The organism is Corynebacterium mustelae (genome assembly GCF_001020985.1).
Lineage (GTDB): Bacteria > Actinomycetota > Actinomycetes > Mycobacteriales > Mycobacteriaceae > Corynebacterium > Corynebacterium mustelae.
Map to the genome: position 1 here is coordinate 1,790,711 of NZ_CP011542.1, position 23,169 is coordinate 1,813,879.

19 protein-coding genes are annotated in these 23,169 nt (G+C 50.2%); 11 read left to right on the forward strand and 8 right to left on the reverse strand.

Annotation, left to right across the window (positions count from 1 at the left end; all coding sequences use genetic code 11):
- Positions 1-5 precede the first annotated feature (5 nt).
- Positions 6-1,427, reverse strand: coding sequence for a Fe-S cluster assembly protein SufB (gene sufB, locus CMUST_RS08175; protein ID WP_047262109.1), 1,422 nt, complete (start codon positions 1,425-1,427; stop codon positions 6-8).
- Positions 1,424-2,110: a helix-turn-helix transcriptional regulator gene (locus CMUST_RS08180; protein WP_047262110.1), complete on the reverse strand. Its 687-nt coding sequence runs from the start codon at positions 2,108-2,110 to the stop codon at positions 1,424-1,426. The genes sufB and CMUST_RS08180 overlap by 4 nt, the downstream gene beginning before the upstream one ends.
- Positions 2,111-2,313: 203 nt before the next feature.
- Here CMUST_RS08180 and mptB point away from each other — a divergent pair, with 203 nt between their 5' ends.
- Genes mptB through CMUST_RS08210 form a run of 6 tightly spaced genes read left to right on the forward strand, consistent with a single transcriptional unit; the run spans position 2,314 to position 7,898 of the window.
- Positions 2,314-4,104, forward strand: coding sequence for a polyprenol phosphomannose-dependent alpha 1,6 mannosyltransferase MptB (mptB, locus tag CMUST_RS08185; RefSeq protein ID WP_047263489.1), 1,791 nt, complete (start codon positions 2,314-2,316; stop codon positions 4,102-4,104).
- A 9-nt stretch (positions 4,105-4,113) separates the two neighbouring features.
- Positions 4,114-5,028: an ABC transporter ATP-binding protein gene (locus CMUST_RS08190; RefSeq protein ID WP_047263490.1), complete on the forward strand. Its 915-nt coding sequence runs from the start codon at positions 4,114-4,116 to the stop codon at positions 5,026-5,028.
- Positions 5,029-5,031: 3 nt separating this feature from the next.
- The gene (locus CMUST_RS08195) at positions 5,032-5,811 is read left to right on the forward strand and encodes an ABC transporter permease (RefSeq protein WP_047262111.1); all 780 of its coding nucleotides are present in this window, start codon (positions 5,032-5,034) and stop codon (positions 5,809-5,811) included.
- A 33-nt stretch (positions 5,812-5,844) separates the two neighbouring features.
- Positions 5,845-6,858: a COX15/CtaA family protein gene (locus tag CMUST_RS08200; protein WP_169748508.1), complete on the forward strand. Its 1,014-nt coding sequence runs from the start codon at positions 5,845-5,847 to the stop codon at positions 6,856-6,858.
- 19 nt (positions 6,859-6,877) lie between these two features.
- Positions 6,878-7,576, forward strand: a complete 699-nt coding sequence (locus CMUST_RS08205; RefSeq protein WP_047262112.1) for an AzlC family ABC transporter permease — start codon at positions 6,878-6,880, stop codon at positions 7,574-7,576.
- Positions 7,569-7,898, forward strand: coding sequence for a branched-chain amino acid transporter permease (locus CMUST_RS08210; protein WP_047262113.1), 330 nt, complete (start codon positions 7,569-7,571; stop codon positions 7,896-7,898). The genes CMUST_RS08205 and CMUST_RS08210 overlap by 8 nt, the downstream gene beginning before the upstream one ends.
- 51 nt (positions 7,899-7,949) lie before the next feature.
- On the opposite strand, the gene CMUST_RS08215 is transcribed toward CMUST_RS08210, so the two are convergent.
- Positions 7,950-8,885 (reverse strand): heme o synthase, encoded by a 936-nt coding sequence (locus CMUST_RS08215; protein WP_083987477.1) that lies wholly within the window; start codon positions 8,883-8,885, stop codon positions 7,950-7,952.
- A 425-nt stretch (positions 8,886-9,310) separates the two neighbouring features.
- Between CMUST_RS08215 and tkt the strand changes: the two genes are divergently transcribed.
- The 5 genes from tkt to pgl all read left to right on the forward strand — a co-directional run bounded on the left by tkt (position 9,311) and on the right by pgl (position 15,966).
- Entirely contained in the window at positions 9,311-11,404 is a 2,094-nt protein-coding gene (gene tkt / locus CMUST_RS08220; protein WP_047262115.1) for a transketolase, read from the forward strand.
- 74 nt (positions 11,405-11,478) lie between these two features.
- The gene (tal, locus tag CMUST_RS08225) at positions 11,479-12,561 is read left to right on the forward strand and encodes a transaldolase (RefSeq protein ID WP_047262116.1); all 1,083 of its coding nucleotides are present in this window, start codon (positions 11,479-11,481) and stop codon (positions 12,559-12,561) included.
- 96 nt (positions 12,562-12,657) lie between these two features.
- Positions 12,658-14,217 (forward strand): glucose-6-phosphate dehydrogenase, encoded by a 1,560-nt coding sequence (gene zwf / locus CMUST_RS08230; protein ID WP_236690093.1) that lies wholly within the window; start codon positions 12,658-12,660, stop codon positions 14,215-14,217.
- 26 nt (positions 14,218-14,243) lie between these two features.
- On the forward strand, positions 14,244-15,182 hold the full coding sequence (locus CMUST_RS08235; protein WP_047263492.1) for a glucose-6-phosphate dehydrogenase assembly protein OpcA: 939 nt from the start codon (positions 14,244-14,246) through the stop codon (positions 15,180-15,182).
- A gap of 67 nt (positions 15,183-15,249) precedes the next feature.
- Entirely contained in the window at positions 15,250-15,966 is a 717-nt protein-coding gene (gene pgl / locus CMUST_RS08240; RefSeq protein WP_047262118.1) for a 6-phosphogluconolactonase, read from the forward strand.
- A 170-nt stretch (positions 15,967-16,136) separates the two neighbouring features.
- On the opposite strand, the gene secG is transcribed toward pgl, so the two are convergent.
- From secG to gap, 5 genes are all read right to left on the reverse strand, one after another.
- Positions 16,137-16,358 carry a preprotein translocase subunit SecG gene (gene secG / locus CMUST_RS08245; protein ID WP_047262119.1) on the reverse strand — a complete coding sequence of 74 codons (222 nt, stop codon included), beginning with the start codon at positions 16,356-16,358 and terminating at the stop codon, positions 16,137-16,139.
- A 158-nt stretch (positions 16,359-16,516) separates the two neighbouring features.
- Positions 16,517-19,279: a phosphoenolpyruvate carboxylase gene (ppc, locus tag CMUST_RS08250; RefSeq protein WP_047262120.1), complete on the reverse strand. Its 2,763-nt coding sequence runs from the start codon at positions 19,277-19,279 to the stop codon at positions 16,517-16,519.
- 125 nt (positions 19,280-19,404) lie between these two features.
- On the reverse strand, positions 19,405-20,190 hold the full coding sequence (tpiA, locus tag CMUST_RS08255) for a triose-phosphate isomerase (RefSeq protein ID WP_047262121.1): 786 nt from the start codon (positions 20,188-20,190) through the stop codon (positions 19,405-19,407).
- A 100-nt stretch (positions 20,191-20,290) separates the two neighbouring features.
- Complete coding sequence (locus CMUST_RS08260) at positions 20,291-21,505, reverse strand: phosphoglycerate kinase (protein WP_047262122.1); 1,215 nt, start codon at positions 21,503-21,505, stop codon at positions 20,291-20,293.
- A gap of 220 nt (positions 21,506-21,725) precedes the next feature.
- Positions 21,726-22,730, reverse strand: coding sequence for a type I glyceraldehyde-3-phosphate dehydrogenase (gene gap / locus CMUST_RS08265; protein ID WP_047262123.1), 1,005 nt, complete (start codon positions 22,728-22,730; stop codon positions 21,726-21,728).
- Between the last annotated feature and the right edge of the window lie 439 nt (positions 22,731-23,169).

The following is a 23,169-nucleotide window of genomic DNA, read 5'->3' on the forward strand; positions in this document are numbered from 1 at the left end:
TGGGGCTAGCCCACCGATCCTTCCATCTGTAGCTCAATTAAGCGATTGAGCTCAAGTGCGTATTCCATTGGGAGTTCTTTTGCGATTGGTTCGACGAATCCGCGTACGATCATCGCCATTGCTTCGTCTTCTTCAATGCCTCGTGACATGAGATAGAAAAGCTGTTCCTCTGAAACTTGCGATACCGTTGCTTCGTGTCCTAAGGACACATGATCGTTGCGGATATCGTTGTACGGATAGGTGTCTGATCGGGAAATATTATCAACAAGCAGCGCGTCGCACTCGACGTTGGAGGTTGAGTGGTGTGCGTTAGCCATGATGCGCACCAAGCCACGGTAGGCGGCTCGACCACCGCCACGTGCTACCGACTTACTGACGATATTCGAGGATGTGTACGGTGCCATGTGCACCATCTTCGCACCGGTGTCTTGGAATTGACCTTCACCGGCGAATGCAACTGAAAGCACTTCACCTTTAGCGTGTGGTCCGGTCATCCACACCGCGGGGTATTTCATGGTGACCTTTGAGCCGATATTTCCATCGACCCATTCCATTGTTGCGCCTTCTTCACACTTGGTACGTTTGGTGACCAGGTTATAAACGTTGTTAGACCAGTTTTGGATCGTCGTATAGCGGCACCTGCCACCCTTTTTCACGATAATTTCGACTACTGCGGAGTGCAGTGAATCGGACTTGTAAATGGGTGCGGTGCATCCTTCAACGTAGTGAACGTATGCGTCTTCATCGACGATGATAAGGGTACGTTCAAACTGACCCATGTTCTCAGTATTGATCCGGAAATACGCTTGGAGGGGAATGTCCACGTGTACTCCCTTTGGAACATAAATAAAGGAGCCACCAGACCACACGGCGGTGTTTAAAGCTGCGAATTTGTTGTCACCAGCGGGAATAACAGTTCCAAAGTATTCGCGGAACAGCTCTTCGTGTTCTTTGAGAGCCGTGTCGGTGTCAAGGAAGATGACGCCTTGCCGCTCAAGGTCTTCCCGGATTTGGTGATATACAACTTCGGATTCGTATTGGGCCGCCACACCGGCTACAAGCCGCTGTTTTTCGGCCTCAGGGATTCCGAGTCGGTCATAGGTGTTCTTAATATCTTCTGGGAGATCTTCCCAACTGGTGGCTTGCTTTTCCGTAGAACGGACGAAGTACTTAATGTTGTCAAAGTCGATGTCGGATAGATCCGCACCCCAAGTTGGCATTGGTTTTTTATCGAAGATGCCCAGTGCTTTCAGGCGTTGGTTGAGCATCCATTCAGGCTCATTTTTCTTGGCGGAAATATCGCGCACTACCTCTTCGTTGAGGCCGCGGCGGGCTTTTTGTCCGGCTTCGTCAGAGTCGTGCCAACCGTAGTTGTAGGGACCGATGGACTCAATGATCTCGTCATCTGTTATTGGTGCTTGAGTCATGAATCGCTCCTTTCGTTGGGTGAGTGTATGGGCAGTAAAGGGATGTTCGTGGTGCACACACCATGCCCGTCAGCTATGGACGCTAGCGGTTGCACGTGATGTCCCAATAAATTTGCGATGGCCTCATGCTCCGCTTCGCATAATTCCGGGAACTCAGCTGCTACTTGGGAAATTGGACAATGGTGTTGGCAAATTTGCACGCCATGTCCAGCGTTATTGATCGTGGCAGCGTAACCATTGCGGGTAAACGCCTCGGCTAATGCCTGGGCGATCTGTTCCAGGGACGCGTCGTCAAGCTTTTCGACGTCCGCAACGATGTCCGCGGCACGTTTTCGAGCAAACGCTCTGACTGCTTCGTCTCCCCCAGTTTCTCGGAGGGTGGCTAAGGCTTGAGCCGCGAGAGAGTCATAATCGTGCCCGAAGGTTTTTTTACCCGCTTCTGTGAGCCGGAATGCTTTTGCTGGACGGCCACGAGAGCCGTGGCTGGTTTTCCGAATCGGCAAGAGCTCTGCTTGCCCGTCTTCTATGAGTTTGTCTAGGTGTCGGCGAATGCCTGCCGGTGAAAGCCCGAGGGTTTCTCCCAGTTGGGTCGCGGTGATGGTGCCAGCACGCAGCATGGTTAGCATTATTGCTCGCCGAGTTTCCCCATCGGTGGAACGTGATTCCGATTGGGTACCGACCATAGCACCTCCCTTGGTCTTATCGTTTTAGACAACACTAGTGTTCCCTAAATGCAGTGTGGTTTACAAGCCGGAATTTTGCTTATGGCTATTACCTTTATTATTTAGGACACCCTTTCTATCCTCTATCCGAAAAACAGGCTGAATTACGTTCAAAAGATCACCACTTGCCACCCGCGGTACACGCGGCTATTAAAATCTCACCTATGAAGAAAACCCGGATGCCGTTGTGGCAGGCCGCACGAAGCATTTTGCCCCGAATGGGACAAGCAGGATCGCGGTCTGCGTTACTTCATAATTCCGATGACGAAATTAGCGTCGATTACAGTCAAGCTTCTCCCCTAGTCACCGCCATCACCGGGGTCGATCTCATCACTCCCAATACCGATGGTTCGGTCAGTGTTGTAGGCGATACGGCGCCGCGTAAATCTCCGGGTGTAGGCTTTCATCTGCCCACTTTGGGATACGCAGAATTGCGACGCTTTGCTTTTCTTAGGTGGCTAGGAACCCTTGGATCCCTCATCCTGGGTTTTGCAGGCTTAGGCGCTGGTGCGGTGCCGGTAATTGACAACCCGTATCATGACTTTCCCGGCGCCTCCTTAATCACCCGGATGTTGCAAACATCAACGTCGTTGGCATTTATTGGAATTGGTTTGATCGTCGTGGCGTGGCTTTTTATGGCACCGTTTACCGGGGTAGCTTTTCGACGCGGACACACCAGAGCTGGGGTCATTTCCATGTCGATGCTGCGTAGAACATTTCTCGCATGGAGCCTCCCCATCCTCATTAGCGCGCCCATGTTCACTCAGGATATCTATTCCTATTTGGCTAACGGAGCCATTGTTACCCAAGGTTTAGATCCCTATTCTGCTGGTCCTGTGGATCTTCTTGGCACAGAGCATCATCTAGCGCGTTCCGTCCCATTCATTTGGGCACACTCACCAAGCCCCTACGGCCCAGTCGCATTGGGCTTTGCTGCGATCATTAGCTGGATTACTAACGACAGCATCGTTGGAGGCGTTTTCGCCCATCGACTATTGGCAATTGCGGGAGTCGCGTTGAGCGGTTGGGCGGTTGTGCAACTAGCACAACGTTGTCGAGTCATTCCGCAGGCAGCGTTATGGTTGGGAATACTCAATCCGCTAACTGTCCTACATTTGATAGGCGGAATCCACAACGAAGCAATATTGCTTGGTTTGCTGCTTGCCGGCATTGAAGTCGGCTTGAAAGCTGCAGATTTTGGCAAAGTGGGCCTTTGGGTCAATGCGTTACCCTTGATAATTGCGAGTGGCTTTTTAATAAGCTGCGCAGGCATGGTTAAGGTAACTGGCTTCATTGGATTGGGTTTCACGGGAATGGCGTTTGCCCATGCCCTTCGATTGTCGCAGCGGTCAACAGGTGTATCATTGGCGATTGCGGTTTTCGTGCAAACCACAATCCTCGTGTTGTCAATAGCGATCATTACCTTGTTAAGCGGTATCGGTCTGGGGTGGATAAGCGGACAAGGCGGCGCTGTCACCATCCGAAGTTGGCTAAGTTTCACTACTGCAATCGGAGTTATATTCGGTTGGGTTGGACAACAGCTTGGATTAGGCGACCACACTGAAGCTGTACTCGCAATTGTCCGGGTACTTGGGATATTGGTTTCTGCAGTGTTTATGGTCCGTATGTTAATTGCTACCTATTTGGGCCGAATATCTCCAGTGGGCGCGTTGGGCGTATCCACGTTCGTCATGGTGTTGTTTTTCCCCGTCGTACATCCCTGGTACATGCTATGGGCGATTCTGCCGCTGGCGGCTTGGGCAAATCGCCCATTATTCCGAGGAACTGTGATCACCTATTCCGTGGTGTTATCTTTTTTTGTGTTGCCGCGTGGACTAGGTTTACAACCTGATACCGTACTTTCGATTTACATGGCATCCATCATTGGGTTTGGATTCATTCTCGGCGTTTCCTATGTGATTTTGAAACGCCAAGGAATTATTGGCCTACACTAGTTTCTCGTGATCTCAACCGATAACGTTTACGCCCTCGAATTGCATGATGTTGTAAAACGCTTTGGTACCAAAACTGCAGTTGCAGGCATAACTCTGCAAGTTGAGCCGGGTATCATATTAGCGCTGCTCGGACCTAATGGAGCGGGTAAGACCACCACGATTGAAATGTGTGAAGGCTTTACAAAACCTACATCTGGGCGGATATCGGTTTTCGGCATCGATCCGTCACGTAACCCCGATGCGGTACGTAACCAAGTTGGAATCATGCTGCAAGATAGCGGCTCGTATTCCGGCATCAAGGTGCGGGAGTTATTGGAGCTAACGGCACGTTACAGTACCAATCCGCTAGATATAGATTGGCTTCTTGATGTCGTCGGCTTGAAAAACGCCGAATCGGTTACCTACCGGAGATTATCTGGAGGTCAAAAGCAACGCCTCAACCTTGCAGTTGCGCTGATTTCCCGCCCCCGACTGATATTTCTGGATGAACCAACCGCAGGTATGGACACCCAATCCAAAATGATGATGTGGGATCTGGTTCATGCGCTCAAGGCTGATGGTGTAACAGTTGTGCTCACCACCCACCTCATGGAGGAAGCTGAGACCCTCGCTGATCGAATTGTTATTCTTGATGCTGGTTCTATAGTTGCTGAAGGCACTTTAGCTCAGCTGCAACGCTATGCAACTCCACATATTAGTTTTCAGACCAACCACGAGTTGGATGTTTCGTCGTTTGCTGGCCCTAATATTATTGTTGTCAAACCAGGCGTGTATCGCATCGCCGATTCCCCCACACCTGAACTCGTCGAAAAGCTCGCAGCTTTTGCCGCACAGCAATCCATTCTGATTACTCAGCTCGATACGCAAATGCAAAGCCTAGAGAATATTTTCCTCGATGTAACCGGCCGAAATCTAAGGAGCTAAATTATGGATGCAGCCAGGGGCCACACAGATTTTCCTCCAGGAACTTTTAGCCCGGTTTCGCAGCGATCTAGTTGGCAAACTATGCTACGCGCCCAAGCAAGAATTGAGGCAAAGCTATTTCTGCGGCATGGCGAACAACTACTACTTAGCTTCGTCATTCCGATAGCAATGTTGATTACCCTTGGAACGGTGAAGGTCTTCCCGCAACCCCAACCATTGGATCTAGGCTTCCCGTTTGTACTGGCAATCGCCGCAATGAGCTCAGGTTTCACCGGTCAAGCCATTTCTTTAGCCTTTGATCGCAGATACGGAGCGCTTAAACGAGTCGGGGCTTCAGGTGTTCCAACCTGGACAATCATCGTCGGAAAAATTTGTGGGCTGCTAGTAGTCTCAACCCTACAAATTGTAGTGCTCACGACGGTGGCTTTCATCCTGGGGTGGCGTGCTTCGCTACTAGGTTTTTTCCTTGGAATTCTTATGTTTGGTTTGGGGATAGCCGCTTTCACCGCCTTTGGAATGTTGCTTGGCGGAACACTCTCCTCGGAGATAGTCCTAGGGCTGGCAAATCTTTTCTGGGTAATCCTGGTTGGCGGCGCTGGCTATGTAATGTTTTCTCTTTCCGACCCCTCACCCTGGCTTAATGTAGTCCCGTCAATCGCGTTGACGACCGGTATTCATGCAGCGTTTGGAGGTTGGCTTCCCATCGGGAGCATCCTAGCTCTCTTAGGTTGGACAATACTCAACGTGGCAGCTGCGATAAAGTGGTTTAAGTTTAGTGATTAATCTCTGCACCAACTAGCGCTACTATTAGGTGCTGTGACTACCAAAATATCGGAACCTGACGCCAAGTCGCAGTGGAGTTCCCGCCCTAGTATCATTCTTCAGCGTCGTCTCGCCTTGCTTTTGCTCATCGCACAAGGCGGCATTACCGTGACCGGGTCTATCGTTCGCGTGACAGGATCAGGCTTAGGCTGTAACACCTGGCCAAACTGCCACGAGGGCTCGCTGGTTCCAGTTCAAGGCGCTGCCCCAGCCGTACACCAAGCGATTGAGTTTGGTAATCGCCTGTTAACGTTCGTTCTAGTTGCTTTCGCTGTGGCTGTGTTCATCGCTGTTTTGTTGGCTAGAAGACGTCGTGAAGTCATCGTTCACGCCGTTATTCAGGGGCTCGGCATCGTTGTTCAAGCTGTGATCGGTGGAATTTCGGTACTTTTGGATTTGAAATGGTGGTCTGTTGCCCTCCACTTCCTGCCATCTATGTTCTTGGTGTGGATGGCTGCCATGCTATACATACGAATCCAAGAACTGGATTCAGAACCTCAAGTTCGCACGTATTCAAGAGCAATGCGATTCGTCGTTTCGGTTTTTGCTTTGGGAATAGCCGCAGTTCTAGTCACTGGCACGATGGTTACAGGAGCAGGCGTACATTCTGGCGATTCCGGAGTTGGCATGGAAGGCCGACTCGAGGTCGATATCGAATTAATGGCGTATATTCATGCTGGAACCATGTATTTCTTCCTAGCTGTTCTACTGCTGTTATTCACTGGGCTAGTGATGCAAAAAGCCCCCGCCCGAGTTCGCAAAACTGGGTGGATATTGATAGCAATGATTTTGTTCCAGATCGCTGTTGGAATATTCCAATTTAGGATGGGAGTTCCCCGCTGGACGGTTCCCGTCCATGTCGCGATGAGCTCGGTAATTGTGGCGTTTTCGTCCTTCTTATATGCCATCGGCATGGTTCGCACTGTTCCAGATAATCCTAAGTCAACTACCGGTTCCATAGCTGGTGACGAGAAGTATTTTCCGCAGCGGTACCCGGTATCCAATTAACTCTCACGGTTAGGAAACTATGCCTAATTTTCGTGGAGAATTTGTAGCCGCGACCCACAAAGCAGGAGCGGTCTGGGCGGGGTTTTTCGCCATGGCTATTGGTCTTGGCGTTTTGGTCGTAAACGCAGGCTTGCCATGGTGGACGGCACCGCTTTTGTCGGGATTAATCTTCGCTGGCAGCTTGGAGTTCATAATGATTGGACTACTAACAACTACCGCGCCGATCGCCACCATCGCCATCACCACCTTCTTAACCAACTCAAGGCACATATTCTACGGTTTGACGTTTCCCATTCACGTAGTATCCAGTGGGTTTGCAAGGTTCTACTCGGTTTTTTCGCTATGCGATGAGTCCTATTCGATCATTTCAGCAACGCCCCGGCAGGAAATTACTGCGCACCGGGTCTTAATAACCAACGCAGGGCTACATCTTAGTTGGTGTTTAGGCTCTGCAGTAGGGGCGCTTTTCGCCACCTTTGCTCTTGGAGAAATTCCTGGATTAGATTTTGTCCTGATCGCTTTGTTTACGGTTTTAAGCATTGATGTACTTAAACAGACCAAAGACTTCCGAAGCACGTTGATCGCCCTGTGTTGCGGGGCGGTTGCTTTTATGATTAGCCGCGATCACATGCTGGTGCTCGCTATGACTGGATACGCGATAGTTTTAATCGGTCGGTTTTGGTTGTCAGAAACCCGAGCGAAGGATAAAAATGCCTAGTTCTAGCTACATTATCGCCGCAATAGTCGTTGCAATGCTTATAACCTTCGCTACACGGGCAATTCCGTTCCCGCTGCAAACCCGCCTACAAAACAGCAAGTTCTTATTAAGCTTTGGTCGGTGGATGCCAGTAGGAACAATGATTATTCTGCTCACGTACTCGTTAACAACCATACCGTGGGCAACCGGGTACTCAAGTGTTGCACCTTATGTCGCAGGTTTTATCGCCACTAGCGCATTGCACTTTTGGCGCGGCAATACTTTTGCCTCCATCATCGCTGGAACGTTCGTCTGTGTGCTGCTTTCGTTCTACCTAAATTGACTTTGCTTGGCAGCACCCCAGCGCTGCTGATTGCACACGGCGTGCTGGTGGTCACCACCCTATGAGGGCACTGATCGTTTCTAGCCCCATTACGGCATCGATAGAAAGACCGACGAACAGCAGCGCTAAATAATTATTCGACAGAATAAAAAGCCGTAATGGTTTCACCTCTTTACCGTTTTTCACGCCATTGTGGAGCACTATTGCCATAACCAAAAACCATAAACCTGTAACAACCGCGGTAGCCGCATAAATTACTCCCGCAGCAGGAATTAGTAGTGCCGTCGTGGCGATAGTAGCAACCGTGTACCAAACAATCTGCCTAGTCACTTGTTCTTCGGTTCGCACAACGGGGAGCATAGGAACACCAGCTGCGGCATAGTCCTCCTTGTACTTCATGGCAAGCGCCCACGTATGTGGCGGTGTCCAGAAGAAGATAATGAGGAAAAGCACCACAGCTTGCCACCACTGCGCTGGAACTCCCGGGGGCAGATGATCTGTAATTACTGCCCAACCAACAACAACTGGCATGCAACCAGCCGCACCGCCCCACACAATATTCATGTGTGTTCGCCGCTTGAGAAACTTGGTATAGACAAAGATGTAGAACAGGATCGTGATCATGACGAACACTGCGGCCAAAAGCGACCCACACAGTAACCACAACCATAAGAAGCTGGCTACAGTTAAGACCCATGCAAAAATCGTTGCATTCCTGTTGCTTACGGTATGTCGTACAAGTGGCCGCGCTCGGGTGCGTCCCATTTTTTGGTCAATGTCAGAATCAGCAACCATGTTGAAGGTGTTGGCAGCAGCGGCTCCCATCCAACCACCAATGACAGTGAGCAAAATCAGAGCAATATTGTTCTCGCCACGTTCCGCCTGCAACATTGCCGGGATGGTCGCAACGAGGAGAAGTTCGATAATCCGCGGTTTCGTCAATGCGATATAAGCCTTGATCGTCTCCAAGGAATTCCTCCACCTCATAGTTTTAGACAACCAGTTTGCACCTTTGGGTTTCAAACAAACCACTGTGCATGTTTCATACTAGTCGGACAGAACTTCGATGAACCTGTGGACTGAGAAAACAATACCGTATGTTAGCCACACAAGAATCCTTATCAAAGGTTCTCCACATGTTCTGACACGACTCATCAATGGTAGCCCCAGTTGCGACATTTACCACATTTTGCCTAAGCATTTCTGTAATTCGGCACCCCCATTTTTCCAAAATTTTTCTAGGCCAACGGCAATCTGCTTGTTTAGAGGGCACCTGTAATCAGCTAGTAGTGGGGCAAATCGCTGCACTACGGGTTGGCTCGGATCGGCCTAATTTTCGTTTGACGGCTAAAGTAGTAGACAGCCTTAATGGCCCAAGTACATCTCCCCTACCATAGGACGGAATTTTTACAGTGACTCTCTCCCCGGAACTTGCTGCCCACACGGTTCGGAACTATCCCAGCGACTGGACTGAGCTAGACACAAAAGCCATCGACACCGCGCGTATTCTTGCTGCGGATGCGGTGCAGAAATGCGGATCGGGCCATCCTGGTACCGCAATGTCATTAGCTCCACTTGCTTATTTGCTTTACCAACGAGTAATGAACCATGATCCAGCTGACACTAAGTGGGCAGGTAGGGACAGATTTGTTTTGTCCTGTGGACATTCCTCATTGACCCAATATGTCCAGCTATTCTTGGGAGGCTTCGGGCTAGAGCTAGATGATATTAAGGCTCTACGTACCTGGGGTGCATTGACCCCCGGGCACCCTGAATATCGTCACACCGATGGCGTTGAAATTACCACCGGACCGCTGGGTCAAGGCTTAGCTTCAGCAGTCGGCATGGCAATGGCTGCGCGCAGAGAGCGATTCCTATTTGATCCAGAATCTCCCACCGGTGAATCTCCATTTGACCACTACATTTATGTGATCGCTTCAGACGGCGATTTAGAAGAAGGTGTCACTTCAGAGGCAAGTTCCTTGGCAGGGACTCAAGAACTCGGCAATTTGATCGTTTTCTGGGATGATAACCGTATTTCCATTGAAGAGGACACACAGATTGCTTTTACAGAGGATGTTTGTGCTCGCTACGCTGCATATGGCTGGCAGGTTTTGGAGGTCGAAAGCGGTGAGGACATCGTAGCGTTGGAAGCTGCCATTGATAAAGCGCAGGCCGAGACTAGCCGACCATCGTTTATCCGTGTGCGCACCATCATCGGTTATCCAGCGCCAACCATGATGAATACTGCAGCAGTTCACGGTGCTGCCTTAGGTGCTGAAGAAGTTGCCGCCACCAAGAAAGAGTTGGGTTTCGATCCAAGCGTCGATTTTCCAATCACCGATGAAGTTCTGACACACACCCGACAATTGAAAGAACGTGGTCGGCAAAAACATGCCGAATGGCAGACGAAGTTTGATGCTTGGGCTGCGCAACATCCTGAACAAAAGAAACTCTTTGACAGGCTTGCCACTCGCAGCTTGCCGAAAGACTTCGATGCCGATCTCCCGGTGTGGGAAACCGGCGACAGCATTGCTACTCGCAAAGCTTCGGAAGCAACGATTCAGGCGTTAGCAGCAGTGTTACCAGAATTCTGGGGCGGCTCCGCTGATCTCGCTGGTTCGAACAATACCGTTATCAAGGGCGCACCTTCTTTCGGCCCTAGGAGCATTAGTACCGACGCTTGGCAAGCAGAGCCGGGTGGCCGGAATCTTCACTTCGGCATCAGGGAGCATGCGATGGGGGCTATCGTCAATGGCATTTCCCTTCATGGTGGCACTCGTCCATACTGTGGTACGTTCCTGATTTTCTCTGACTACATGCGACCAGCTGTACGTCTAGCTGCTCTCATGGAGACAGACGCCTACTACGTGTGGACTCACGATTCCATCGGCCTTGGCGAGGATGGCCCTACGCATCAACCTGTTGAGCAACTCGCTACTTTACGAGCAATCCCAAACATGTCAGTTTTGCGTCCGGCTGATGCTAATGAAACCGCTGCAGCATGGCGAGCAGCCTTGCTGTACAAAGAAGGCCCTAAAGGTATCGCCCTTACCCGCCAAAATGTCCCGGTTCTTTCGGGTACCAAGGAAAAAGCCAAGGAAGGAGTAGAAAAAGGAGCCTACATTCTAGTCGAGAGCTCAACTGAGATTCCTGATGTGATCATCATGGCTACCGGTTCTGAGGTTCAATTAGCCGTTGCAGCAGCGGAGCAGCTTGAAAAAGATGGAATTGGAACCCGAGTTGTGTCAGTTCCTTGCCTCGATTGGTTTGAAAAACAAGATTCGGAATATCAAGAAACCGTTCTTCCGACCGCCGTAACAGCGCGCATCTCCGTGGAAGCAGGTTTGGCTTTGTCTTGGTATCGGCACCTGGGTTCGCGTGGTCGCGCGGTTTCGTTGGAGCACTTCGGTGCTTCTGCTCCATACCAAAAGCTTTTCGACGAATTTGGTATCACGGTTGATGCAGTTGTCCAAGCTGCACACGATTCGCTTGGTGCGAATTAATCTTTTGGATACTAGCTGCAACCATATTCGGTTGCAGCTTTGACCACTTATTTATTAAAGAAAGCTGCTACGTTATGAATGCTATTGATACACTCGCCCAGTTAGGTACCTCGACTTGGTTAGATGATTTGTCTCGGGATCGTATTGAATCTGGAAATCTCGCAGAGGTTATTTCCGAAAAGTCTGTCGTTGGAGTGACAACGAATCCAGCGATTTTCGCAGCTGCTATGTCCAGCGGTTCAGCATACGATGCCCAAATCGCTCAGCTGCGTGATGCGAATGCGACTCCAGATGAAGCTGTTTACGCGATGAGCATAGAAGATGTTCGCAATGCTTGCGATATTTTCGCAGATATTTATCAAAAGACCAATGGAGTTGATGGTCGGGTATCAATTGAGGTTGACCCTCGTATTTCAGAGGATACCGATGCAACCATCGCTCAGGCACGGCACTTGTATCAGGAAGTGGGCCGCAAGAATGTCATGATTAAAATCCCGGCCACTCCTGGTTCAATTCCGGCCATAGTCAAAGCACTTGGTGAAGGCATCAGCGTCAACGTTACCTTGATCTTCTCGGTGGCACGCTATCTGGAAGTCATCAATGCGTTTATCGAAGGTATTCAATTGGCCGCCGAAAACGGCCATGATATCTCCAAAATCCATTCAGTGGCCTCATTTTTCGTCTCCCGCCTGGATACTGAAGTTGATGCCCGGTTAACTAAGATCGGGACAGATGAGGCTTTGGCGTTGCGTGGAAAAGCAGGAGTGGCTAATGCGCGATTAGCGTATGCCGCGTTTACCGAGCACTCTGAATTAGAGAATCTTCCTGATGGTGCCAATATCCAGCGTCCCCTGTGGGCTTCAACGGGAGTAAAGAACCCAGACTATTCACCGACGATGTATGTATCGGAATTAGCGGGGCCGCACACAGTGAACACTATGCCGGAAGCGACCATTGACGCTGTTTTAACAGGTGAAGATATCCACGGTGACACGTTGAGTGGCACCCGAGCCGAAGCGGAAGAAGTGATGGCTGCGCTTTCAGAGGTGGGGATTGATTTCGCCGATGTGTTCGCAGTGTTAGAGCGAGAAGGCGTCGAAAAATTCGTTGCTGCCTGGCAAGATTTACTAGATTCAATGGAGAAAAAACTTAGCTAACAGCGGTTTTTATTCTCGTGTGCCACCGGTTTCCGTCGGTGGCACGTACATTACATTTTAGGTTCTTCTTTTTCACAACCTGTAGGATTGGCTGACGTGAGCAATCAAGAGGAAGCACAATTTTCCACCACAACCATCTGGGATAACCCACTGCGGAATCCCTCAGATAAGCGACTCCCCCGGATCGCAGGCCCATGCGGCATGGTCATTTTCGGTGTAACTGGCGACTTGGCACGGAAGAAACTCCTCCCTGCGATTTACGACCTAGCAAACCGAGGTTTGCTTCCGGCCGGATTCCCCCTTGTTGGATACGGGCGTCGAGATTGGTCCAAGTCCGATTTCGAGGAATATGTACTCACAGCCGTCAAAGCTGGCGCCCGGACGGAATTCCGGGAAAACGTTTGGCTTCGGTTGGCTGAAGGCATGCATTTTGTCAAAGGAAATTTCGACGATGACGCTGCATTTGACAGTCTTGCTGCGACCTTGACAGAGCTAGATGAATCCCAAGGCGCTGCTGGCAATTGGGCATTTTATCTGTCAGTACCTCCTGATTTCTTCTCAGACGTGTGCCACCAACTGCAACGAAGCGGTATGGCGACCGCACCGGAACATGCTTGGCGACGAGTTATCGTCGAAAAGCCTTTTGGGCACAACCAAGAAACCGCACATCAGTTAAACAACCTCATTAATTCGGTGTTCCCGGAAAAGTCGGTCTTCCGTATCGACCACTACCTTGGTAAAGAAACGGTGCAAAATATCATGGCTCTCCGTTTCGCCAATCAACTTTTCGACCCACTTTGGAACAGCCACTACATTGACCACGTCCAAATTACAATGGCCGAAGACATAGGTCTTGGCGGGCGAGCCGGGTATTATGACGGAATTGGTGCGGCACGTGATGTGATTCAAAACCATCTTATTCAGCTGCTAGCGCTTATCGCCATGGAGGAACCCATTGATTTCACCCCTGCGGAGCTCCAGGCGGAGAAGATCAAAGTTTTACGTGCAACCTCGCCCGTGAAACCATTTGCTAAAACTACTGCTCGAGGGCAGTACGCGGCTGGTTGGCAAGGCTCCGAGTATGTTAAAGGTCTGCGAGAGGAGGAGGGTTTTGACCCGGACTCCGCCACTGAAACCTATGCTGCCTGCACGCTGGAGATCAATTCACGGCGTTGGGCGGGCGTTCCGTTTTATCTTCGCACCGGAAAGCGTCTTGGTCGCCGAGTCACGGAGATCGCTCTTGTTTTCAAAGATGCACCGCATCAACCTTTTTCTGAAGGATCCCGACATGCTCAAGGTCAAAATGTAGTGGTCATTCGGGTGCAGCCAGATGAAGGAATGCTTATGCGCTTTGGCTCAAAGGTGCCCGGCTCGGGTATGGAAGTTCGCGATGTGAACATGGATTTTAGCTATACAGAAGCATTCACAGAGGAATCACCTGAGGCATACGAGCGACTCATCCTAGATGCATTGCTGGACGAAGCTTCACTCTTCCCAACGAATGAGGAAGTCGAATTGTCCTGGAAGATCCTCGATCCCGTCTTGGAGTATTGGGCTAATCACGGCCGTCCCGATGAATATCCGGCAGGAACTTGGGGGCCGGAATCAGCTGATCGAATGCTAGCGCGGTTTGGCCGCACTTGGCGTCGTCCCTAATCCGAATTTGAGGCAAGAAACTGATGATGATTTTCGAACTCCCTAATACCGATACCAGGGAAATAGCAAAGACATTGGTGCGAATTCGTGATACTGGAACGTTAGGCACAACTTCCCGTGTATTAACGCTCATTGTTGTCGCAAAATCTACGGACGATATCTCCAAGATTTTTAGCGCTGCAAACGACGCGTCCCGCGAACACCCCTCTCGTATCATCGTGTTGGTAACTGGCGAAGCGGATTGTCCAACCCAGCTTGATGCACAAGTGGGAATTGGTGGCGACGCAGGTGCATCTGAAGTCATTATTATCCGGCTTGAAGGGGAAGTCACACGCCATCTAGTGCACGTTGTAACCCCACTTTTGCTGCCAGATACCCCCATCGTTGTATGGTGGCCATTCGCGGCACCAGTTAATCCTAGCGAAGATCCGCTGGGCAAAATTGCCCAGCGCCGGATCACAGATGCTGAATCTGATCCTATTGTTGATGCTCTTTATAATCGCCGTAGTTCCTATGAACCAGGGGATTCAGATTTTTCATGGGCAAGGCTCACCCCGTGGCGTGGCGTATTGGCGTCAACACTAGAACAACCACCACACGAAATGATCACCGAGGCCACAGTTTACGGACCTGCGCACTCATCGAGCGTGGATCTCGCTGCTGGCTGGTTGGTTGACCGATTAGGGGTTTCGGTGGCACGTATTGCGACTGATACCAATTCGCTTGGTAGCATCCCGGTCACCCGCGTGGAATTAGTTCGTCCTTCTGGAACAATCGTGTTGGAATCGCTTCCAGATAACCAAACAATCGAAGTCTCAATCCCCCATCGCCCGACCGCACGCGTTGCGGTTAATTTGAGGACGGAAGCAGACTGCCTCGCTGAGGAATTACGTCATCTTGATCCGGACGAGGCATATGCACAAGCTTTACGTGGCTTGACCAGAGTGACCTACCCTATTGTGTAACTTTAACCGTGAGCCTTACGTCGAATTAGCTACCCTTTTCCAATCGAGGAGTTTGTGAACAGCACTTATGCTAGAAATCATTAAAACTAAATCGCTGGAAGACGTCTGTGCCCATGCGGCAGACGACTTCATCACCGCTATTCGCGACATTAATCAAACTGGTGGCGTGCATGGAGACGGCATTGCCCGCGTCGTTTTAACCGGCGGTGGAGCGGGAATTGGAATGCTTCGACGATTGGTTAACGCAGATATCAATTGGGAATTGGTGCATGTGTTCTTCGGCGATGAACGCAACGTTGAGGTCACCCATCCTGATTCGAATGAAGGCCAAGCGCGTGAGGCATTGCTGGATCATATCCAAATCCCGGAAGCCAACATCCACGGTTTCCGCCTCGGCGGTATTGAGCTTTCTGGTGCTGCGGAGGAATATCGTGCAGCACTTCATGACTTCGCCCCATTGGGATTCGACATTCACCTGTTAGGGGTCGGTGGTGAGGGGCATATTAACTCTATATTTCCCCATACTGCAGCAGCAGAGGAAACGACTGAGTTAGTTCTTCCTGTATATGATTCTCCGAAGCCGCCGGCTGAGAGGGTTACACTCACGTTTCCGGCCATTACTTCGGCACAACGGGTTTGGATGTTAGTAGCCGGTCCAGAGAAAGCCGAAGCTGTGAAAAATATTGTGGGAGCCGCGCCTGCTCTCGACTGGCCTGCGGCGGGTGCTCGAGGCGTGGTTGAGACAAAGTTATTTGTGGCAGCGGACGCTGCAACACTTCTGTAAACGACCGGAAGGCGCTGGATATAAAATCCAGCGCCTTCTTGCTTCACCTTATATAGCCTGCGATGTATTTTCTCGCTTGTGGCAGTACCGTTGAGGTATAAGGTGGCACGCTAACGTTTACCAAAGTATAACACGATTTCATGATCGTGGTTGGTCTGGGGTCTATAAATCTAAATCAGGTTCAAGGCAATGATACAAATAATCCAGATCAGGCCAGTAATGATGGTGAAGCGATCAAGATTCTTCTCAACGACGGTGGAACCTGAAAGATTCGATTGGACGCCGCCACCGAAAAGACTTGACAGGCCGCCGCCCTTTCCCCGGTGTAAGAGAACGAAAAGGGTCATCAAAACGCTGGCAAGAACCAGCACGATTTGGAGGGCGAGTTCCATTGAATATTAACCTTCAATCTATTTGGCCATGAGCAACGTGTTTTCAACATTGCTTTCTTAAATTTCTCAACAAATAATACACCAGCAGCCGAAGAAATCCCCTATCGCTCAAGTCGCGTCTGAGGATTTGCTTGGCTGTTGGTGCTAAGCGTCACCGCTTACCCAGAATTACGTAGTGCTGTGGCTAGTCCATTCATTGTCAAGCGTATGCAATAGCCAACATTTTCGTTTTCTGATCCGTCACGGTATCGCCGCAGGAGTTCCAACTGGATGACGTTAAGTGGAAGCAGATACGGATAGCGGCGCCGAACCGAGCGAGCCAACTGCGGGTTATCTGCCAGTAGATTATTTGCACCTGTGATGGCAAAAAACATCTCTTGGGTTAGGGCGAATTCTTCAGTAATCGCTCCGAAAATTCGCTGTGCAGCGACTTTGTCGGGTACCAGATGGGAGTAGAGTTCCGCCAGGGTCAATTCAACCTTGCTCATGACCTGCGCCATATTCGATAGCACAGAATTGAAGAACGGCCAGGTACGATAATATTCCTGCAATTGTCGAAGTTTGGTTTCAGAATCCCCATCAGAGTGAATCCAGTTGTAGAGTGCGGATCCCATTCCGTACCAGCCAGGTAGCATTACCCGAGATTGCGACCACGATAGAACCCATGGGATCGCTCGTAAATCGGAAATTGCGGTTGTCTGCTTCCGTGCTGTCGGCCGGGAACCTATGTTGAGCGCACCGATCTCAGCCAGTGGTGTTGATGAAGTGAAATATTCAATAAACCCAGGGTCATCATGCACTAGTGCAGAATATTTTTCCCGACTCAACCGTGATAATTCTCGCATAACTGCATATGCTTCGGTTTCTGTTTCCGCGAAATCTTCGACTTTTAATAGAGACGCTTCCAGTGTCGCTGAAACCAAAGCCTCTAAATTACGTCTAGCGGAATCGATGGATCCATATTTGGCTGAGATGATCTCCCCTTGTTCCGTAATCCTAACAGCTCCTTGAACAGCGCCTTGTGGCTGTGCGAGTAGCGCCTCGTATGAGGGGCCACCGCCTCGCCCCACCGTTCCGCCCCTACCGTGGAACAGTCGAAGCGCAATATCGTATCGTTTACTCAAGGAAACGAGATCCAGTTCGGCGTCGTAAAGCGCCCAGTTAGCTGCAAAATAGCCGCCGTCTTTATTGGAGTCGGAATAGCCAAGCATGATTTCTTGTCGATCACCGCGTTGACGCAAATAATTGCGGTATAGCGGAATCTGCCATAGCTTTTCGACGATACCCGCGCCTGAACGCAAATCTTCAATCGTTTCGAACAGCGGAATCACATCCACCGTGCCACCGGGGTTGTCGCCATCAGGTTGGATTAAACCAAACTCAGCCAGCAGTAGCATTGCCTCTAATACATCTGAAACGCTTTGTGCCATTGAAATAATGCTGTGAGGCACCATCTCTGGCCCAAAGAATTCGACCGCCCGTTTTGCCTCTGCCAACAAACCTAGCTCCCGTTGCGTGGCTTCGCTAAACGGCAACGTATCACGTGAAATCAGCGGACGCGGGCTCTTCAATTCTGCAACAAGCAGTGCTACTTTTTCGTCTTCAGTAAGACTCCGGTAATCCGGATGTACGTGAGCATGGGCGAAGATCTCAGTAATAAAGTCCTCGTAACTTTCTGAGTTCTGGCGTAAATCCATTCCATATAGGTGGAAACCAAAGGTTGCGATTGCTATACGGATTCGAGCCAACCGGTCATCAGCAATTAGGTCATCATTGCTAGACCGCAGAGAATCGTCAATAATCTGGAGATCGTCGAGTATTTCTTGCGGATCCGTATAAGGTTTGTGGGCAGTAAACCAAGTCCCCTCCACCGCTGCCCCACCAATCAACTCGGCTAAAGTCGACATCACTCTGCCTCGAATGCCATGCACTGCTCGACGATAAGGCTCATCGACTCGGGAGGGGATGTCGTTGAAGCCGAGCTCCGCTAAAGAAAGTAACTCATCAGTCACTGTGGAAAGACGGTCTGAAAGCGATAGCTCATGCTCTAATTGGTGCAGTTCAGAAACGTAATACTTTAGTGCTGTTTCTGCGGCTCGGGTTGTTGCATAGCGTAGCGTGCTGGCCGTGACATAGGGATTTCCATCATGGTCGCCACCGATCCAGGAGCCCGGCTTGATAATTGCGTTTAACTCGTCGTCTAGTCCGAACTGCTCATTCAGTGCCTTATTTACTGATCTGTTGATCTCCGGAATAGCTTTCAACAGCGAAAGCTTGTAATAACGTAACCCCACTTCAATTTCATCCTCAATGCGAGGCCGGGCTACCCGGATAAGCGCGGTCTGCCACAGTAGCGTCATCCATCGTCTAATCTGGCGCGAAATCTCTTCGATTCGGCTATCAGTGAGCGCATTCTTTGGCGCTGCCAGAATCTGGTGACGTTGTTTCAGCAATTGTGTGATGTGTTCCTGAACGTCAAAAACAGTTCGGCGACGTGTCTCCGTAGGGTGGGCAGTTAAAACTGGTGCCACCTGCGCATTTTTTAAAAGGGTTGCGACCGTTGTCGGTTCCACCTCACTGGATTCAAGCTTGCGCCACGTGGCATCAAGACTAGAGTCAGGTGCTGGAATTCCAGCCTCCCGGTCGGCAAGGTACGCGGTAGTATCATGCAAATCCTCGGCGAGATTTGCCAGCAAGGCAAAATGGTTAAAAGCGCGGGCTATAGGCAACAATTCTTCGGCCGATCGCGTGTGGAATTGCTCCACCAAGACGTCAATTGAACAATTACCCTTAGCAACTTCAAAGGCCAATTGTCGCGCGGTTTCAACACGTTGAAACACTTCGTCGCCTTCTTGGTCCGCAATTACATTGCCTAGTAAGCTACCCAAATACCGGATATCGTCTTTTAACTGATCTATCATTGGTTTTCGTTTTCCTCTATGAAACTGGCTTGAGGCGGGTCATTGCGTGAAAAAATTGGTAAAGGCCGCTGTGCTTTTCACAGCGGCCTAAAATTTGTCACCAGTTAAGTGGCGACAATTCCTGGCTAGAATGGACCACCGGCCGCATTTGCTGCGAGTTTGGCAAACTCCTCACCGTTAAGCGATGCACCGCCCACCAGTCCGCCGTCAACGTCGGGTTGTCCAACAATTTCAGCCACGGAATCTACCTTCACAGAGCCGCCGTACAGAATCCGCATCTGATCAGCAACCGTGTCGCCAGCCAGATCTGCCACAAGCGCCCGAATTGCGGCACAAACCTCTTGTGCATCAGCCGCAGAAGCAACCTTGCCGGTTCCAATGGCCCACACTGGTTCGTACGCGATAACGGTGCGAGACAACTCTTCTTCGCTTAAACCAGCCAGAGAGTTTTTGGTCTGTGTTACAACATAATCAACGTGGGTGCCAGCTTCCCGGATATCTAGTGGCTCACCAACACACACAATTGGGCTGATTCCTTCTTTCAAAGCTGCTTTAGCCTTGGCTGCAACAAGTTCGTCTGTTTCGCCGTGGTACTCACGACGCTCAGAGTGTCCAACAACAACCCAAGAGCAACCGAGTTTTGCGAGCATAGTTGCAGCGATTTCACCAGTATATGCACCCGGTTCATGGGGAGAAACGTCTTGTGCCCCATACGAAATCTGTAGTTTGTCTCCTTCAACCAAAGTCTGCACCGTGCGGATGTCAGTAAAAGGGACTGTTACTGCAACATCGACCTTGTCGTAATATTCTTTTGGAAGTGCAAAAGCCAGTTTCTGCACGGTAGCTGTTGCTTCCAGATGGTTGAGATTCATTTTCCAGTTGCCAGCAATAAGTGGCTTACGAGCTGCCATTTTAAGGCAAGTTCCTTTCTTTAGGGCAATGCGAACCCACCGCGATGAATGAGTGGCTAATCTGATCCAATGTCCATCGCGTGGTTGAACCTTAATATTTTTAGTTTTCCAGAACCTTCACACCGGGCAGTTCTTTTCCTTCCAGGTACTCCAAGGATGCGCCACCGCCGGTCGAAATGTGGCTAAAACCATCTTCCGGTAAACCAAGCAGTCGCACGGCTGCAGCAGAATCGCCGCCACCTACAACGGAGAATGCACCAGCTGAAGTTGCTTCAATGATGGCTTCTGCAAGGCCACGCGTTCCAGACGAAAATGCTTCAAATTCGAAAACACCCATAGGGCCATTCCAGAACACTGTCTTTGCGGTGGAAAGAACCTCAGCATACTTCTTGACGGTTTCTGGGCCAACATCCAGTGACATCCAGCCAGCAGGAATTTCGTCGAGCGCGACAACTTTGTTCTCCGCGTCCGCAGCAAAGCCGCTGGCTGCGATCAAATCAACCGGAAGAACCAGTTTGTCACCAAACTTTTCCATCAGCTCAGTGCATTTTTCAATTTGCTCTTCTTGTAAGAGAGATTCCTGAACGTTAATTCCTTGAGCAGCAAGGAAGGTATAGCACATACCTCCGCCGATGATAACTTTGTCGGCTTTCTCTGCCAGAGCTTCGATTACACCGAGCTTGTCTGAAACCTTTGCACCGCCGAGAACTACGACGTAAGGCCGAGCCGGATCTTCGACCATCTTCTTTAAGACGTCGATTTCTTTTTGCACCAGTCCGCCTGCGTAGTGAGGTAGCCGCTTTGCCACATCAAAAACAGATGCCTGTGCTCGGTGAACAACCCCGAATCCGTCCGAAACGAACGCACCATTGTCAGCTGCGAGAGCAACCAATTGATCAGCGAATGCGCCGCGCTCAGCTTCATCCTTAGAGGTTTCGCGGGGATCGAAACGAACATTTTCCAGCAGCAGGACGTCACCATCGTTGAGTCCATTCGCACGCTCATGGGCGTCCTCACCAACGACGTCACCTGCTAATGCCACGTACTGCCCTAACGCCTCGGATAATGCTTCCGCTACGGGAGCCAGGGAGAATTTTTCATTGACTTCCCCCTTAGGACGACCCAGGTGGGCCATCAGAATAACCCGAGCACCAGCTTCGGACAATGCTTTGATTGTTGGAAGCGAAGCGGTGATACGTCCGGCGTCGGTAATTTCCCGATCGTCATTGAGTGGGACGTTGAAATCTGAGCGTACAAGGACATGACGTCCTTGTACACCTTCATTAATGAGATCTTGCAAAGTCTTGACAGTCATGTAGTTTGTATCCTTTCGCTAAGGACGATTAAAAGATCACGGGCTTAGGTCGCTTGCAGGTAGCGATGAAAAGCGTGGTCCCTTATTTAGTGTATGCAAAAGTCCCGAGGCATTCGTGTAATATCCCTCGGGACTTTCATCTATGTTTCCACGCAACGAGATATCACAAGAATCAGCTTTGCTGTATGGTCGTAATACCTATCGTTGGGCATAATCTATCTTAGAGACGCTCGCCTACATACTCAGTGATGGTTACGAGCTGATTGGAGTAACCCCATTCGTTGTCGTACCAGGAGACCACCTTAACCTGGTCGCCCATGACCTTGGTTAGACCTGCATCAAAGATGGAAGCATGCGGATCGGTGACGATATCGGTGGAAACCAGCGGCTCCTCTGAATATGCAAGCACGCCTTTCATTTCGCCTTCGGCTGCCTTCTTGATGATCTCGTTCACCTCTTCAACGGTGGTCTCGCGAGATGCGGTGAAGGTCAAGTCGGTTGCCGAACCAGTTGGAACAGGTACGCGCATAGCGTAGCCATCCAGCTTGCCCTTGAGCTCAGGAAGGACCAGTGACACAGCTTTTGCGGCACCAGTGGAAGTTGGTACTACGTTGATAGCGGCTGCCCGAGCGCGACGCAAGTCCTTGTGCGGCGCATCGACCAGGCGCTGATCACCGGTGTATGCGTGAATGGTGGTCATCAAACCACGTTCGATACCAAGGGCGTCGTTAAGTGCCTTTGCCATTGGTGCGAGGCAGTTAGTGGTACAGGAAGCGTTAGAAATGATGTTGTGCTTCTCAGGATCGTAGTCGGTGTGGTTAACACCAACAACAAAGGTAGCGTCTTCATTCTTGGCCGGAGCGGAAATGATGACCTTTTTCGCGCCAGCTTCGATGTGTGCCTTTGCAGCCTCAGCGTCGGTGAAGAAACCAGTTGATTCGATAACGATATCAACACCAAGATCGCCCCACTTGAGGTTCTTTGGATCCCGCTCCGCAGTAACGACAATGCGGTGTCCGCCAACGGTGATCGACTCGTCATCGTAGGTGACATCTTCGTTTAGACGACCCAGAACTGAGTCGTACTTGAGAAGGTGAGCCAAGGTGTGGTTGTCGGTCAAGTCGTTTACTGCGACAATTTCAATGTCGGAGCCCCGTTCTTTCAGTGCCCGGAAAAAATTGCGACCAATGCGACCAAAGCCGTTAATACCTACGCGAATTGCCACTTGAATGTCTCCTAAAACTAGAGTGCTCTTGGACAAGGCGGAACACTTTGAATCGGTTGGGTTTATTTTGTTTTGTATCCGATTTACTCGGCTCGCCTTCGTTTCCAAGTGTAGCCATCCAATCCGAAACCTGCACTATCTAGGATGTAATTTTTTCAGATTCTTGGCATATCCACTGGGGCAAATGGGGGCAACTCGCGAAATGATAGCTGATTAAATAGATACTGCAGTGATATGAAATACCATGTCAATCTACATAACCACCCCCGTTTAGGAGTCGTTACCCACATCATGTAGCGGAACTTGCGTGAATAGTCGTCATATGACACGAAGATTTGTGAATGTTGTCACAAACCAATTTTTGGTTGTTTTTGCATCTCTGTGAACGTCTTGGTGAGATCTGCGCAATAAGACACATAATCAAACACAAAGCAACATT

Excerpts from the sequence above, each read along its gene's own strand:
- sufB (WP_047262109.1), bottom strand. The coding sequence starts at position 1,427 with ATGACTCAAGCACCAATAACAGATGACGAGATCATTGAGTCCATCGGT.
- secG (WP_047262119.1), bottom strand. The coding sequence starts at position 16,358 with ATGGAACTCGCCCTCCAAATCGTGCTGGTTCTTGCCAGCGTTTTGATG.
- CMUST_RS08235 (WP_047263492.1), top strand. The coding sequence starts at position 14,244 with ATGATTTTCGAACTCCCTAATACCGATACCAGGGAAATAGCAAAGACA.
- pgl (WP_047262118.1), top strand. The coding sequence starts at position 15,250 with ATGCTAGAAATCATTAAAACTAAATCGCTGGAAGACGTCTGTGCCCAT.
- CMUST_RS08195 (WP_047262111.1), top strand. The coding sequence starts at position 5,032 with ATGGATGCAGCCAGGGGCCACACAGATTTTCCTCCAGGAACTTTTAGC.
- mptB (WP_047263489.1), top strand. The coding sequence starts at position 2,314 with ATGAAGAAAACCCGGATGCCGTTGTGGCAGGCCGCACGAAGCATTTTG.
- CMUST_RS08180 (WP_047262110.1), bottom strand. The coding sequence starts at position 2,110 with ATGGTCGGTACCCAATCGGAATCACGTTCCACCGATGGGGAAACTCGG.
- CMUST_RS08210 (WP_047262113.1), top strand. The coding sequence starts at position 7,569 with ATGCCTAGTTCTAGCTACATTATCGCCGCAATAGTCGTTGCAATGCTT.
- CMUST_RS08205 (WP_047262112.1), top strand. The coding sequence starts at position 6,878 with ATGCCTAATTTTCGTGGAGAATTTGTAGCCGCGACCCACAAAGCAGGA.
- tpiA (WP_047262121.1), bottom strand. The coding sequence starts at position 20,190 with ATGGCAGCTCGTAAGCCACTTATTGCTGGCAACTGGAAAATGAATCTC.
- CMUST_RS08260 (WP_047262122.1), bottom strand. The coding sequence starts at position 21,505 with ATGACTGTCAAGACTTTGCAAGATCTCATTAATGAAGGTGTACAAGGA.
- tal (WP_047262116.1), top strand. The coding sequence starts at position 11,479 with ATGAATGCTATTGATACACTCGCCCAGTTAGGTACCTCGACTTGGTTA.
- CMUST_RS08215 (WP_083987477.1), bottom strand. The coding sequence starts at position 8,885 with ATGAGGTGGAGGAATTCCTTGGAGACGATCAAGGCTTATATCGCATTG.
- ppc (WP_047262120.1), bottom strand. The coding sequence starts at position 19,279 with ATGATAGATCAGTTAAAAGACGATATCCGGTATTTGGGTAGCTTACTA.